Origin of the sequence: Sphingomicrobium sp., from assembly GCA_036563485.1 — a bacterium.
GTDB lineage: Bacteria > Pseudomonadota > Alphaproteobacteria > Sphingomonadales > Sphingomonadaceae > Sphingomicrobium.
In genome coordinates, this window is record DATCMI010000001.1 from 247,313 (window position 1) to 261,901 (window position 14,589).

Consider the following 14,589-nt stretch of genomic DNA (forward strand, 5'->3'; position numbering starts at 1 on the left):
GCATGAGACTGACCGCCGCACTCGCCTTCGCTTCTACGGCTGTCTTGTCACTGGCAGCCTGCCAGACGGCGGCACCAGTCGCACTCGCGCCAGCTCACAACGCAGCACTGATCGCCGCAGTGGCGGCGCCGACGCGCACACCGGCGAACCTCGCCCGAGACGTTTACCGGCACCCGGTGGAAACGCTCAGCTTCTTCGGCGTCCGGCCTGGCGACACGGTTGTCGAGATCTGGCCAGGCGGGGGCTGGTACACCGAGATCCTTGCGCGCTACCTTGCGAGTGGCGGCGGCAGGCTCGTCCTCGGAACCCTCGACGGCCAGCTCGGCGGCGTCGCCAAGCTGCGCGAGGCCAACCCGGCGCTCTATGCCAATGTCACCGCAGCCACTTTCCCGGCACTCGACGCAGGCGCCGCGCGCGTGCCCGATGGCAGCGCGGACGTCGTTCTCACCTTTCGCAACGTCCACAATTGGCGAATGGGTTTCCAGCGCCCGAACAAGCAGGATTATAGCGCCGAAGCGTTCCGCCAGATGTATGCAATGCTGAAGCCCGGCGGTGTGCTCGGAGTGGTCGACCATCGCCTACCGGAAAGCGCCAGCGAAGAGCGCGAACGCAGCAGCGGCTACATGAAGGTATCGACCGTTCGCCGCCTCGCCGAACAGGCCGGCTTCCGCCTTGCCGCCTCCTCGGAAATCAACGCCAACCCCCGTGACACCGCCGACTGGCCTGACGGAGTCTGGACGCTGCCGCCCTCGCTGCGGCTGAAGGACAAGGACCGCGAGCGCTACCTGGCAGTCGGCGAAAGCGACCGCATGACGCTGAAGTTCGTCAAGCCGCGCTGACGGTCGGCGGCGAGCCGCAATTTAGGCTCTTTGTAGAACGGAACTGCGCTCGTGCGGGGGCATTTCGCCTGCATGAGCAGTGGGCAGAAGATCGGCGTCCTCACCTTTCACAAGTGCATCAACTACGGCTCCTACTGGCAGGCGCGCTGCCTCGCAGAAGGCCTGCGCGCGCGAGGCCATGACGTCGAACTTCTCGATCACGACTGCGAAGCGGTGCGCCGCGCCGAGATCCGCTGTGCGCTTCAGCCGACCCTGCCTGAGCGGACGCCGCGCGACCAAGTGAAGGCCTATGCCGCCAAGACGCGGCGGTTCGTGCGCGCCATATCCGGCCTCCCGCTGTCGAAAAGCTTCCCGCTTCACCAGCCGGAACGCGCCGGCGAATATGATGCAATCGTGGTCGGCAGCGACGAGGTCTGGAACTTCCGCCACCCCTGGTACGGCAGCAAGCCACTGTTCTTCGGCGAAGGGGTGAAGGCGAAACGCTTGCTTTCCTACGCCGCAAGCTTCGGCAACCACAGCGCCTGGGACGGAATCGATCCGGGCTGGGCCCGCAAGCTCGACCGCTTTTCCGCGATTTCCGTCCGCGACAGCAACAGCTGGCACCTTGTCCGCAACGGCACGCAACGCGAACCGGACATGGTTCTCGATCCGGTCCTGCAATTCTCAAGCGCGCTGCCCGCGCATTCCGCCGATGAAGGGGAACCCTACGCGCTCGTCTACGGCCACGGCTTCCCCGACTGGCTGAAGCACAAGGTGCGCCAATGGGCCGACGACCGCGGCATTCGCCTGATCAGCGTCGGCTATTCCAATGAGTTCGCCGACGAACAGCGCATCGACGCGGACCCCCACGAGTTCGCGCGGCTGATGGCGGGATCGTCCGCGGTCATCACCAACTTCTTCCACGGCTGCGTCTTCGCTTTGGTCAACGGCAAGCCCTGGGCATCCGCCCCGAGCGATTACCGATCGATCAAGATTCCCGACCTCGCATCGAGCCTCGGCGCCGAGCACCGGCTGATCGACCAGGAAACCTCCGCGACCAAGCTCGCCGATCTCCTCGAGATGCCGGTCATTCCCGCGGTCGTCGCAAACATCCAGCAAGCCCGCGCCCGCTCCAACGCTTTCCTCGATGCGGCACTTTCCTGAGCCGCGGCCGGACGGGGCCAACCGCCTCGTCAGCCCGGACGAGATCGTCCGGTCGGGTCTCTGCATCGGCTGCGGCAGCTGCGCGGCGACGCAAGGCGGCGCGATGCAATGGGACCGCGACGGCTTCTTGAAGCCGCAGCTGCCCTCGCCTCGCGAACCGTCCGAAACCTTCTCGCATCAATGCCCCTTCTCGCCCGCTGCGGCCAATGAAGACCAGATCGCCGGCGAGCGCTTCCCCGCTCCTGCAGAAATCGATCCACGCATCGGCCGCTTCGTCGCCGCTTATGTCGGTCATGCCGTCGAGGACCCGTTCCGCCGCAACGGCAGCTCCGGTGGCCTGACCAGCTGGGTTGCCGCCGAGCTTCTGCGCAGCGGCGCGGTGGACGGCGTTGCGCACGTCGCGCCAACCGATCCTGCGAACGAAGGCTTCTTCGCCTACCGCATCTCGCGGAACCTCGAAGACCTCAGCCGGGGCGCGAAGTCGCGCTACTATCCGGTCGAACTATCCTCGGTGCTGCGCGAAATCCGCGACACGCCGGGACGCTACGCCGTGGTCGGCGTCCCCTGCTTCATCAAGGCGATCCACTTGCTTCGCCGCCTCGACCCGGTAATTCGCGAGCGCGTCACGCATACGCTTGGGCTGTTCTGCGGCCACCAGAAGAGCGCGGCGATGGTCGAAAGCTTCGCCTGGCAGCTCGGCACGGAAGTGCAACGCGTCCGCGCGCTCGATTACCGGATCAAGGACGAAAGCCGCCCTGCCAATTGGTATCGCGCGCACCTCGAGCTGGACGATGGCGGCGTGGCCGAACAGGATTGGTGGCACTTAGCGGACGGCGATTGGGGCGCCGGTTTCTTCCAAAACCCGGCATGCAATTGGTGCGACGACGTCGTCGGCGAAACTGCGGACGTCAGCTTCGGTGACGCTTGGGTCCAGCCTTATTCGTCGGACGGGCGCGGCACCAATGTCATGATCGTGCGCTCCGCCGAAGTCGCCGAGTTGGTCGATGCCGCGCGACTCGACGGGCGTCTCCAGCTCGAACCCGTAAACGCGGATTTCATCGCCGGGACGCAAGCGGCCGGCCTGCGCCACCGGCGCGACGGGCTGGCCTACCGCCTGACCTGGCGCAAGCGCGGCATCAAGCCGCCAAAACGCGTCGCGCCCAGCGCCGACCTGCCGCTCCGGCGCAAGCTGGTTTACCGCCTCCGCTTCGCGATCGCAGCGCGCAGCCACCAGATGCTGCGCCTTGCCCGCCGCCTCGGCCGCCCGGGCCTGTATACCCGCTGGGCGCGGGCATCGCTGCACCTTTACCAGTCGGTGACCTGGTCGCAAGGTCGGCTGGGCAAGTTGCTCGATCGCATCCTGCCGCAACCGGAGCGCTGACAAACGGCCATTGCGGCGAACGCTTCTTCTTGTATCGTGAGCAGCTCACGAGGAGAGCGGCGTGGCGAGCCTTGAACTGAAGGGCATCTCGAAATCGTTCGGCGCAACGCCGATCCTCGACCATGTCGACCTGTCGATCGACGCGCGCGAGTTCATCGCTTTCCTCGGTCCGTCGGGCTCCGGCAAATCGACGCTGCTGCGCATCATTGCCGGTCTCGAGACGGCAGACAGCGGCGAAGTCTGGCTCGAAGGCCAGCGCATCGACCAGCTTCCTCCGGGCAAGCGCGGCGTCGCGATGGTCTTCCAGCATTATGCGCTCTACCCGCACATGAGCGTGCGCGAGAACATGGCGTTCGGGCTCAAGAACGCGCGGGTCGCTCAGGACGAGATCGAGCGCCGGATCCTGGATGCGGCGCGGGTGCTCGAAATCGAACCATTGCTCGATCGCAAGCCTGCCGAGATGTCCGGAGGCCAGCGTCAACGCGTCGCCATCGGCCGCGCGCTGGTCAAGGAACCCAAGCTGTTCCTGCTCGACGAACCGCTGTCGAACCTGGACGCCGCGCTTCGCCTGCGCACCCGCGTCGAGCTTGCTCAGCTCAAACAGCGCGTGGACGCCGCCGTGATCATGGTCACGCACGACCAGGCGGAAGCCATGACTCTCGCGGACCGCATCATCGTCATGAACGACCGTCGCATCCAGCAGGTCGGAGCGCCAATGGAAATCTACAGCAAGCCGGCCAACACCTTCGTCGCGCAGTTCGTCGGCTCGCCGGCGATGACCCTGATCCCCGCGGCACCGAAGGCCGCTGACGGTGAGTTCGCGACTCTCGAGCTCGGCGACGGCACGGTCGTCGACACCAAGGTGCCCCGTGCCGAACTGAAGAACGGCGACCTGCGTGTCGGGCTTCGCCCCGAGGCCGTGCGCGTTGGCGGCCGCGGCAAGGGCGTCACGAAGGCGAAGGTCGACCTTGTAGAGCGCCTCGGCGAACGCACGCTGATCTACGCCCGGCTCGGCAATGGCCAGGCCATCACCGCGGAGGACGAAGGCTATAGCCGCGTGAAGATGGGCGACGAAGTCCCACTGAAAATCGACGGCAGCGCCGCCCATGTGTTCGACGCCGACGGCAACGGCTATCACGGGACTGCCGCATGACCAGTGAGCGGGATTGGCGCGGCTTCCTGTTCGTCGCGCCGTTTCTGTTCCTCTATTCCGTCATCCTGATCTTCCCGCTGCTGCGCGGCATCTGGCTCAGCCTCAACCAGGTCGACCTGTTCGGCGACGGCCATTTCGTCGGCTTCGGCAATTACTTGCGGCTGCTCGAAGACCCGATCTTCGGCCAGTCGCTGATCAACACCTTTGTCGTCACCTTGATGATCGTGCCGCCACTGACGATCATTGCCCTTGCCTTGGCGATGGCGCTCAACCGCGCGACCAGGGGCGCGGCGATCTTCCGCGGGATCTTCTTTTCATCGGCCGTGCTGTCCGTGACCATCGTCACGCTGATCTGGCGCTTCATGCTTGCACCAGACGCAGGTTTCCTCGGCTTCGTCGCGACGTCCGTCGGCGCGCAGCCGCTGCCGTTCCTCAGCGACGTCGACCTGGCGCTCCCCGCGATCGCGATCACGACCATCTGGTGGTCCGTTGGCTTCCCGATGCTTCTGTTCCTCGCCGGGCTTCAGCAAATTCCGGAGGACATGTACGAGGCCGCGGCGCTCGACCAGGCGAACCGCTGGACGACCTTCTTCCGCATCACTTTGCCGTCGCTCCGCCGCACGGTCGTGCTCGTCGTGATGCTGCAGACGGCGGCCCAGCTGCAGCTGTTCGGCCAGTCTCAATTGCTGACCGCCGGCGGTCCGAGCGGCGCGTCGCGCACCGCCGTGCTGTTCCTGTTCGAAACCGCGTTTGGACGCTGGGAGCTCGGCTATGCGAGCGCGGCGGCGGAGATCCTGTTTCTGATCATCCTTGCCGTGACTCTCACCCAATATTGGCTGACCGGCCGAGCGACGGGAGCGGCCGTTGAGCGCTGATGTCCGCCGCGGCCGCCTGACGCCGCTCGGCTGGGCCGGGCTGATCCTCGGCGCCATCATCATGCTCGCGCCGCTAATCTGGACGGTGCTGCTGTCGCTCAAGGCGAATGCGGATCTCGTCGGGCACAGCGAAGCGGCGCTCAAGCCGCCGTACACGCTGCAGAATTACGTCGCGATTTTCGGCAACAGCCTGACGACGCGCTGGCTGCTCAACAGCGCCATCGTTGCGCTCGGCCAGACCGCCGGCGTGCTGATCCTTGCCAGCCTCGCGGGCTACGGCTTCTCGCGCCTCGACTTCCCGTTCCGCCGCACCCTCTTCATCTTCGTGCTCGTCGGCCTCGCAATCCCCAGCCAGGCGGTGATCCTCGTCCAGCACCAGCTGTTCGCCTGGCTTCACCTCCACAACAGCTATCCCGGCCTCATCCTTCCAGGATTGATCGCGCCTTTCGGCGTCTTCTTCATGACCACCTATATGCGGGGCATCCCGCGCGAGCTCGACGAAGCCGCGATGCTCGACGGCGCGTCGCGGTGGCGGATCTTCTGGAAAGTGATCCTGCCGCTGACGATCCCCGCGCAATCGACGCTCGCGGTCTTCACCTTCCTCGGCGCCTGGAACGATTATTGGTGGCCGCTGATCAGCGCGACGCGCAGCGACATGTACACGCTCACGGTCGGTCTCGCTGCGGCGCAGATGAACTATGCACAGACCAGCGGGCTCGGCTATTTGATGGCGCAGGCCGTGTTCGCCTCGATCCCGATCTTCATCGTCTACATCATTTTCCAGAAGCAGATCGTCCGCGCGATGGCCGGGACGGCGGTACGATGAAGCGTGCACTGCTGGCCATGTTGTGCGCGCTGTCACTCGGCAGCTGCGCCAAGTCCGACGACAAGACGCACATCTACCTGCAGCGCTTCTTCGGCGAGTGCGGTGCCGAATATGGCGGCAGCACCGACGTCTCCAAGGCGGAGGGCGAATGCGGGATCATCACGACGATGATCGACAAGTTCAACGCCGAGAACCCTGATGTCCGCATCGACGTCAACGTCGTTGCCTGGCCCGGCTATCCGCAGCTCACCGCCCAGGTAGCCGCGCGCGACCCGCCCGATCTGGTGACGATGCATTCAGGCGTGATCGGCGACTATGCCACGAAGGGGCTGGTCGAACCGGTCGAACCCTATCTCGCCGCCGCCGGCATTCCTGCCGACGGCTTCACGGAAGCGGCGCGCCAGGGCGTGACGATCGGCGGCCATGTCTACGGACTTCCGTGGGACACGCACGGCGGGCTCTTTCATGTGAACACTGCGCTGTTCGCGAAAGCCGGGCTGATGCGCGGCGGCAAGCCGATTCTTCCAACCTCGGCTGACGAGTTGATCGCGCAAGCCAAGCAGTTCCAGGAGCGGACCGGCAAGCCGTACCTGATTCAGAGCAACGTCGGCGACACCGCTTATGCCGCGCGCAACCTGTGGACCTATATGATGGCCAATGGCGCGGTGCTGTTTCCCGATGCCAAGCACACCCGCCTCAACACGCCGCTCGGCCTCAAGGTCGCGACCTTCTTCAAGCGCATCAATGACGAGCGGCTCGGCACCTTGAACATGGATACGCCGGCGGCGATCGCCGCGTTCATCAACGGCGAAGGCGGCATTTACCCGACCGGCACGTGGATGATCGGCTCGTTCCAGAAGGAGGCCGAAACGCCGGGGCGTCCGCTGCACAACAGCTACGCCGTATTTCCTTATCCGCGGCTGTGGGGACAGCATGTCGAGTTCGTTTCCGGCCACGCGTGGGTCGTCCCGGCGCGGGAGCGGACGCAGCGGCAGCGGGACGCGATCGCGCGTTTCTTCAAGTTCATGGCCGCGCACAATTTCGATTGGGCGCGCACGGGTCACATCCCTGCGTTCAAGGCGGTGCTTCAGGATCCGCGTTTCAAGGCGCTCCCGCACCGCAGCGACATTGCGCCGCTCGCCGACATCGGCCGTCCGCTGCCCGGCACCGTGCTGCGCCAGAATGCGATCGAGGGGATTGTCGGCGAAGAAGCGGTTGCGGGCTTCACCGGCCAGAAGCCGCTGCCCTACGCGCTGTCGCAAGCCGAAAGACGCGTGAACCTGCTGCTGGCGCAGGCGGAGTAATCGCACCCGTACAACATGCGTTAGTGTTGCTTCTTTGCCGCTTGTAAGTTCGCGCAACAGCGTCATAAAAACACAACACAAACCGGCTGACGTGGTCGGCATTGTCGCTGAGGGGGACTCATTTATGCGGCGCACTCATTCCTTGCTTTGGTCTACCACTGGGCTGACGGCGATGTTCGCCGCCGCCGCGCCTGCCCTTGCGCAGGAAGTTGTCGTTCCACCGAACCCGGGAGCGGAGGCGCAGCAAAGCCCTGCCGATCCGATCCAGAGCCCGGACGCGCCGCAGAGCCCGCAGGCCGCGGCTCCGGGCGAGGACACTGCGATCGTCGTGACCGGTCTTCGCCGTTCGCTGCAGTCCGCACGCAACATCAAGCGCAACAGCGACCAGGTCGTCGATGCGGTTGTCGCCGAAGACATCGGCAAGCTGCCGGACATCACCGTGTCCGACACCGCCGCCCGCATCCCGGGCGTGCAGGTCGAGCGCGCACGCGGTGAGGCCGGGCGCGTACTGCTTCGCGGCCTCGACAACACTTATTACACGACGACCTATAACGGTCGTGAGATCTTCACGGCGGAAACGCGTTCCGTCGCGCTGCAGGACTTCCCCGCCGGCGGCATCGCAGCCTTGGAAGCGTTCAAGACCTCGACCGCAAATCTCGTCGAGCCGGGCATCGCCGGGCTGATCAACGTCCGTTCGCGGCGGCCGTTCGACTTCAGCGGCTTCGAAGTGGCGGGCTCCGTCTGGGCCAATTACCCGCGCCAGTCGCGCGAGCTGAAGCCGAATGCACAGCTTCTGCTCACCAACCGTTGGGAGCTCGGGAACGGTCAGGAAATCGGCGCGCTGATCAACTTCTCCTACACGCGCCTTGCGTACCAGGACTCGATCCGCCGTCATGGCTTCTTCATCGCCAACCTCGCCGGCGCGCGGTCGCCGGACTGGCCTGAAATCCACTACGACCAAGCCGATCGCTGGCGTCCGTCGGTCAATGGCGCGCTGCAGTGGCGTCCGTCGTCCGACCTGGAACTCTACGCCGAAGGCCTGTGGCAAGGATATCGGGAAGAAAATACCGACGCCATGTGGTCGCAGCCGCTCTGGGGCGCAGCGCCGGAGAACTACCAGAACATCGTTCTCGACGGAAACAGCAACCGGATCGTCAGCGGTACGGTCATCAGTCCGCGCCGTGCGGAAGGTTTCCAGGGCGCCACCAAGCGCCGCACCAACACCTACCAGTTCGCCGTCGGCGGCCGTTACGACGCAGGGCCGCTGCGCCTGACCGCGGACCTCGCCCGCACCAGCAGCGAATTCAACCTGCGTACCGAAAGCGTCGATTTCTACATCAACCGGAATGATTATTCGGTCGACTGGTTCACGGGCACGATCGGCAGCGAAGGCCCGACCTTTGCGGTCAACGGCCTCGATTTCTCCGATCCCGGCAATTACGCCTATCGCGGCTTCTTCGAAGATTATCTGACCGCCAAGGGCGACGACTGGCAAGGCCGGCTCGACGCCGAATACAAGCCTGCCGGCATTGATTGGTTGCCGGTCATCCAGGCCGGTGTCCGCTACACCAACCGCGACGCGAGCCGGTCCGGTGGCGCTCGGTACTGGAACGCCAACGACATGGGCATTCCGATCACCGACGTGCCGCTCGACTACCGTATGCTCCACTCGGCATTCCGCGGCGACCCGCTGAAGCCGACGCCGCTGAGCTGGCTTGCACCCACGTTCGACAGCGTCTGGTCGAACCTTGAAGCGCTGCGGCAGTTCAACGTCGACCGTGGCGTGCCGATCGATCCGAACCGCGATCGTGCGCAGAACAACGACGCCAACCCGCCGGTCCCGGTGCCGACTCGCAACTTCTCGATCAACGAGAAGACGCTCGCCGGCTACGGCCAGATCAAGTTCAACTTCGACGGCAGTCTGCCGGTCGACGGTATCATCGGCGTGCGCGTCGTTCGTACCGAGGACGACATCAAAGGCTTCAGGGCGGATCCGGGTGCTGCGGCGCTGCCCGTCGGTGTGAAGAACAATTACACCACCGTGCTGCCCAACCTGAACGTCAATATCGGGCTCAGCGATGACCTGAAGCTGCGCCTTGCAGCGACCAAGACGATCACCCGCCCGCAGTTCGAGCAGCTCAACCCGGGCCTCGTGCTCGACACGGCGCCGACCTGCACTCCCGCCCAGGCAAACTGCATTCGGACGGGTCGGGGCGGCAACCCGTTCCTCGATCCGCTGCGGTCGCGGAACTACGACGCGAGCCTCGAATATTACTTCTCGCGTACGGGCTTTGCCTCGGTCGCTGCGTTCCGCCGCGACATGAAGGGCTTCATCGTCAATCGCGCGGTGACCTATCCGGAGCCTGACGAAGCCACCGGCTTGCCGATCCAGATCACTGGTCCGGTCAACACCAACAATGGCCGCATCCAGGGCCTCGAAGCGCAGGTCAGCACCTTCTTCGATTATGATTTTGTGCCGACATGGGCGCGGTCGTTCGGCGTTCAGGCGAACGCTACCTATATCGACGCGAAGATCGACTTCCCGCTGTTCTGCGCTCCCACGGCGGCGGAATGCGTACCCGGACCAGCGGGCGCGAATGCGACGGTCGTGCGGACTCGTATTCCGGACGTATCGAAGTGGACCTTCAACCTTGTCGGCATGTACGAGAACGGGCCGCTCAGCGCTCGTCTCTCCTACAACCACCGCACCAGCTATCCGGAAGGCACGCTCGACCCGCGCGACGGCTTCTTCACCCTGCAGGGCCGCGGGCGCGGCACCGGCCGCCTCGACTGGTCGAGCAGCTACAATATCCGCGACAACCTGACCGTGTTCTTCGACTGGACCAACATCCTCAATGTCCCGTTCCGCTCGGATATCGTGCGCGTCGATTATGCCGCGGGCGTGCCGACCGGGCGCGAAGAATTCCCGATGGTGGTCCGGTACAACGAATCGGTGATCTCGGGCGGTATCCGCTTCCGCTTCGGCGGGCGGAAGGCCGCGCCGCCGCCGCCGATGCAGGTTGCGCCTCCTCCCCCGCCGCCGGTGGTGGAGCAGCCGGCTCCGCCGCCGCCTCCCCCGCCGCCGCCGGCGCCGGTGGAGCGCGGAGAGCGCGGCAACTAAGTTCTCTAATCAAGGAAAGGAGCGGCCACTGCGCCGCTTCTTTTTTTTGTGCCCGCGCGAGTGCCGACCGCTTGCCTAAGCAAGGCCCGCATGCAGGAATGGCCGGATGAACGAACATGCGGTCCGGAAAGTCGTGATCGTCGGCGGAGGCACCGCCGGCTGGATGGCGGCAGCAGCTTTCTCGGCGCTGCTCGACCCGCATGCGATCGACATCTGCCTAATCGAATCCGACGAAATCGGCACAGTGGGAGTCGGCGAGGCCACAATCCCGCCGCTGATCGCCTTCAACAATATGGTCGGCATCAACGAGGATGAGTTCCTCGCCTCTTGCCAAGGCACGTTCAAGCTCGGCATCGAGTTCATCGACTGGGGCGCGAAGGGCGAACGTTACTTCCACCCATTCGGGCCGCACGGACAGGATTTCCGCGGCGTCCATTTCCACCAATTGTACCTTCGCGAAGCGCAGCGCAGGCCGATCCAGGACATCCGCTACTGGTCGATGAGCGGCGCCGCGGCCGAGCTTGGCCGCTTTGCCCGGCCTGGGCCGGATGCGCGCCTGCCGCTGTCGCAGCTGGTTTACGCCTTCCACTTCGACGCCGGTCTCTATGGCCAATTCCTGCGCCGCCACTCCGAAGCGCGCGGAGTCCAGCGTGTCGAAGGCAAGATCGTCGACGTCTCCCTCGATCCCGACAGCGGCAATGTCGCTGCCGTCACGCTCGCCAGCGGCAAACGGATCGACGGCGACCTCTTCATCGACTGCTCGGGCTTTCGCGGGCTCCTTATCGAGCAGAAGCTCGCGACCGGCTACGAGGATTGGAGCCACTGGCTGCCGTGCGATCGCGCCTGCGCCGTGCAGAGCAAGCTCGCGGGCCCGCCCGAGCCCTTCACCCGCTCGACTGCACGTGAGGCCGGCTGGCAGTGGCGCATCCCGCTCCAGCACCGAATGGGCAATGGCCTCGTCTATTCGAGTGCGCACCTCGAGAAGGCCGCCGCGGAGGACTTGCTGCTCGCGAACCTCGAAGCGGAGCCGCTGACCCAGCCGCGCCACCTTGGGTTCACCGCCGGGCGCCGGCGGCTCGCCTGGAACGCCAATGTGGTGTCGCTCGGTCTCGCCAGCGGGTTCGTCGAGCCGCTAGAATCGACGAGTATCCACCTCGTGCAGGTCGGCTTGTCGAAGTTGCTCGCGCTGTTTCCGGACCGCCGCTTCAACCCCGCCGAACGCGACGAATATAATCGGCAGATTCGGGACCTCTTCGAAGACATCCGCGACTTCATCGTGCTTCACTACAAAGCGACGCGCCGCGACGATTCCGAATTCTGGAACTACTGCCGGACCATGGAAGTGCCGGACAAACTCGCAACGAAGATCGAGCTCTGGCGGTCAAAGGGTCGCGTGTTCCGCGAAGGCGCCGAACTATTCGGCACCGCGAGCTGGGTTGCCGTCCTGCTCGGCCAAGGGATCGTCCCAGAAGCGCCGGAGCCCGCGGTCGGTGCCATCGATGCGGACTATGCCGCGGATGCGCTGGAGAAGATGCGGCTCAGCTATCTTCGCATGGCGGAGCACATGCCGACGCATGCCGATTTCATCGCCCAGGCCTGCCGCGCCGAAGCGGCGGCATAGCGGCGAGAGCCTTATTTCTTTTCGGCTGGTTTCCTGATCGCGGCCATCCGCTCTGCGGCCGGCTGGATCGGAGGAAGCTGCCCATCCGGCCGATCGAGGTAGAAATAAGCGACGGCCGCTACGTCATCGCTGCGATGATAATTCGTATGCCCATCGGGCAGCGCCGGATCGTCGAGCCGCTTGCCGCTCTCCAGCAGCTTCTGGAAATTGTTTCTCGAGCCCGGGTCGATGGTCACCGGAATCATCGGCGCACCCTTCGCGAGCAGGCCCTGGACGATGTTCTTCCGCGCGCCGCCGATCATCTGCAGCGACACCTGGACATCCTTGTGAAACCAGATTGGGTCGGGGACGTGGAAGCGGTAGAAGGTCCACCGTCCCTCATCGTCCCAGGTGGCAATCGGCGCGCCCTGGTAGCGGTTGATGGAGGCACCCTGGCCCCAGGCGGTGCCGATATAATCTTCGGTGCCGGTGCCGACGAGCGACGGCGCGTTGCTGCGGTCGCCGTCGAGCGCAATCTTGACCTCGCCCTCGCCCCACCAGGTCTTTTCATAGACCGGGTTCGTGAGCACGGTGACACTTGCGCCCAGGAAGCGGCCCCTGCCGCTGACCCGAGGCAGGATGGCGAAATCCTGTCCAAGCTTCGTCGCGCGGTCGCGGTGCCACCAGGCATGGAAGTAGAGCGTGTCCGGCGCCTGCGCCCGGACCGCACGGTAATTCACATCGAAGAAGATCAGGTTGACCGGTTTCAGCGACTCGTTCGTGATCACGATCCGCGCCCCCGTTCGAAACGGCATCGGCACGTAGGATACAAACGAGCGGCCCTCGGGACTGGCAAAGAGGGCGGTTTCCATCGCCACCATCTCGCCGGCGCCGTGAAGGAAGAAGTCGCCGAGCGGTACCGACACGGCCGGCGTGCGCGCGCCGTCCCAGAACATCTCGAGCTTGAGACCCCGCAATGCCTCCGGCGACCGGTCTTCGATGGTCATCCACATCCGGTCGATCGTGCCTGCACCGCGGATGTCCGCGATGACGTAGGACCCGCCGACAGCAATCGTGTCGAACGCATGGCCCTTTGCGCCCTTGTTCTCGAGCCCACCCGCACCTTTCGCCCCGGACCGGTTTTCGGGGCTGATCCAGCGCGTCTGCTCGCCGGCGCGGTAACGGCTGAGGTCGGATAGGTCCTGGGCTCCCGCCGCCCCGCTGATGAGCGCCGCGGCCGCGACCAAAGCTCGGAGCGGCCTCACCCGCGTTCGCCCCTCCGCGCCGCCGTCGGGCGCATGCTCGGGCCGATCACCCATTTGCCGTCCTTCCAGAACAAGGGCGCGACATAGAGATAGCGGGCGTCCTCGCCCTTGCGGCACGACGCCGTCGCGGCCCAGGCGTGGAAGCTCATGAAGGTGCGGTTCCCGACCGTGAAGATGCTCTGGTGCCCGGGCCCGCTGAGGCAGCCGGCGCCACGGTCTTTGAAGCTGTGCAGGATCGGGTTCTCGCGAAACGGGGTGCACGGCCCCAGCGGCCCCGAGCAGCTCGCATAACCCAGCGCGTAGGGCGACAGCCCACCCTCGTCCGGGTTCCAGCCGAAGAAGCCGCCCGAATAGAACATGCTGTAGCCGCCCGGGCCGCGGACCATGGTCGGCGCCTCGATCACCCGCTCCTGCCACTTTTCATTGTCCTTGAGCAGCTCGACCGGCTCGCCGACGAGGCGCAGGCCGTCCGGGGTCAGCGCCTGCCCCCACAAGCTGGTCCGCGCGCGCACCCGGTTCCCGTCATTCTTGAAGTAGAGGTAGAGCTTGCCGTCGGCATCGCGGAAAGGATTGGCGTCGATCGTCCCACCGAGCTTCGTCTGGCAAACGATCGGGTCGGCATTGCTGTCGACGAACGGACCGAGCGGATCGGACGCGACCGCCACGCCGATGCACTGGGCGTCGCGCTTGCGATCACTGGCTGTATAGTAAAGCAGGTACTTGCCGTTGAGCTCGAGCACTTCAGGGGCCCAGGTGAACCCTTCCTTCGCCCAGCTGCCGAGCTTCGGCATCGCATCATGTTTCTTCTTGGGGTCAGTGCGATCGGCGACGAGGGCCCAGTTCTTCAGGTCGCGTGACGTGGCGACCGGCACATTGGCACCGTCGTTGGTCGCATAAGCGATGAAGTCGCCCCCTCGCTGCAGCACGAACGCGTCGGGGAAATTCGTCTCCAGGACCGGAACGAAGGACGGGTCCGCAGCTGGCGCGGCGGCGACGAGGAACAGGCTTGCCGCGGCTGCGAACGCCCTTGCCAACACGCGCGAGGTCATCCGACGTCTCCTTGAGAACTGGCCGGTGAAGGT

At 65.2% G+C, this 14,589-nt stretch carries 11 protein-coding genes; 9 read left to right on the forward strand and 2 right to left on the reverse strand.

Annotation, left to right across the window (positions count from 1 at the left end; all coding sequences use genetic code 11):
- Nucleotides 1–2: 2 nt before the first annotated feature.
- From VIL42_01320 to VIL42_01360, 9 genes are all read left to right on the forward strand, one after another.
- The gene (locus tag VIL42_01320; GenBank protein HEY8591485.1) at nt 3–839 is read left to right on the forward strand and encodes a methyltransferase domain-containing protein; all 837 of its coding nucleotides are present in this window, start codon (nt 3–5) and stop codon (nt 837–839) included.
- Nucleotides 840–911: 72 nt separating this feature from the next.
- A complete protein-coding gene (locus tag VIL42_01325; protein HEY8591486.1) occupies nt 912–1,982 on the forward strand; it encodes a polysaccharide pyruvyl transferase family protein in 1,071 nt (356 codons plus the stop codon).
- Entirely contained in the window at nt 1,966–3,363 is a 1,398-nt protein-coding gene (locus VIL42_01330; protein ID HEY8591487.1) for a Coenzyme F420 hydrogenase/dehydrogenase, beta subunit C-terminal domain, read from the forward strand. Before VIL42_01325 ends, VIL42_01330 begins: the two co-directional genes overlap by 17 nt.
- 61 nt (nt 3,364–3,424) lie before the next feature.
- The gene (gene ugpC / locus VIL42_01335; GenBank protein HEY8591488.1) at nt 3,425–4,516 is read left to right on the forward strand and encodes a sn-glycerol-3-phosphate ABC transporter ATP-binding protein UgpC; all 1,092 of its coding nucleotides are present in this window, start codon (nt 3,425–3,427) and stop codon (nt 4,514–4,516) included.
- Nucleotides 4,513–5,391: a sugar ABC transporter permease gene (locus VIL42_01340; GenBank protein ID HEY8591489.1), complete on the forward strand. Its 879-nt coding sequence runs from the start codon at nt 4,513–4,515 to the stop codon at nt 5,389–5,391. The genes ugpC and VIL42_01340 overlap by 4 nt, the downstream gene beginning before the upstream one ends.
- The gene (locus VIL42_01345; protein HEY8591490.1) at nt 5,381–6,217 is read left to right on the forward strand and encodes a carbohydrate ABC transporter permease; all 837 of its coding nucleotides are present in this window, start codon (nt 5,381–5,383) and stop codon (nt 6,215–6,217) included. The genes VIL42_01340 and VIL42_01345 overlap by 11 nt, the downstream gene beginning before the upstream one ends.
- Nucleotides 6,214–7,521, forward strand: coding sequence for an extracellular solute-binding protein (locus VIL42_01350; GenBank protein ID HEY8591491.1), 1,308 nt, complete (start codon nt 6,214–6,216; stop codon nt 7,519–7,521). Before VIL42_01345 ends, VIL42_01350 begins: the two co-directional genes overlap by 4 nt.
- A gap of 124 nt (nt 7,522–7,645) precedes the next feature.
- Nucleotides 7,646–10,642 carry a TonB-dependent receptor gene (locus VIL42_01355; GenBank protein HEY8591492.1) on the forward strand — a complete coding sequence of 999 codons (2,997 nt, stop codon included), beginning with the start codon at nt 7,646–7,648 and terminating at the stop codon, nt 10,640–10,642.
- Nucleotides 10,643–10,748: 106 nt separating this feature from the next.
- On the forward strand, nt 10,749–12,263 hold the full coding sequence (locus tag VIL42_01360) for a tryptophan halogenase family protein (GenBank protein ID HEY8591493.1): 1,515 nt from the start codon (nt 10,749–10,751) through the stop codon (nt 12,261–12,263).
- Between the two features lie 11 nt (nt 12,264–12,274).
- On the opposite strand, the gene VIL42_01365 is transcribed toward VIL42_01360, so the two are convergent.
- Together VIL42_01365 and VIL42_01370 are read right to left on the reverse strand one after the other, a co-directional pair.
- Complete coding sequence (locus tag VIL42_01365; GenBank protein HEY8591494.1) at nt 12,275–13,561, reverse strand: glycoside hydrolase family 172 protein; 1,287 nt, start codon at nt 13,559–13,561, stop codon at nt 12,275–12,277.
- A complete protein-coding gene (locus tag VIL42_01370; protein HEY8591495.1) occupies nt 13,504–14,556 on the reverse strand; it encodes a glycoside hydrolase family 43 protein in 1,053 nt (350 codons plus the stop codon). The genes VIL42_01365 and VIL42_01370 overlap by 58 nt, the downstream gene beginning before the upstream one ends.
- Nucleotides 14,557–14,589 lie beyond the last annotated feature (33 nt).

Excerpts from the sequence above, each read along its gene's own strand:
- VIL42_01320 (HEY8591485.1), top strand. The coding sequence starts at position 3 with ATGAGACTGACCGCCGCACTCGCCTTCGCTTCTACGGCTGTCTTGTCA.
- VIL42_01325 (HEY8591486.1), top strand. The coding sequence starts at position 912 with ATGAGCAGTGGGCAGAAGATCGGCGTCCTCACCTTTCACAAGTGCATC.
- VIL42_01330 (HEY8591487.1), top strand. The coding sequence starts at position 1,966 with ATGCGGCACTTTCCTGAGCCGCGGCCGGACGGGGCCAACCGCCTCGTC.
- VIL42_01340 (HEY8591489.1), top strand. The coding sequence starts at position 4,513 with ATGACCAGTGAGCGGGATTGGCGCGGCTTCCTGTTCGTCGCGCCGTTT.
- VIL42_01350 (HEY8591491.1), top strand. The coding sequence starts at position 6,214 with ATGAAGCGTGCACTGCTGGCCATGTTGTGCGCGCTGTCACTCGGCAGC.
- VIL42_01355 (HEY8591492.1), top strand. The coding sequence starts at position 7,646 with ATGCGGCGCACTCATTCCTTGCTTTGGTCTACCACTGGGCTGACGGCG.
- VIL42_01360 (HEY8591493.1), top strand. The coding sequence starts at position 10,749 with ATGAACGAACATGCGGTCCGGAAAGTCGTGATCGTCGGCGGAGGCACC.
- VIL42_01365 (HEY8591494.1), bottom strand. The coding sequence starts at position 13,561 with ATGGGTGATCGGCCCGAGCATGCGCCCGACGGCGGCGCGGAGGGGCGA.
- VIL42_01370 (HEY8591495.1), bottom strand. The coding sequence starts at position 14,556 with ATGACCTCGCGCGTGTTGGCAAGGGCGTTCGCAGCCGCGGCAAGCCTG.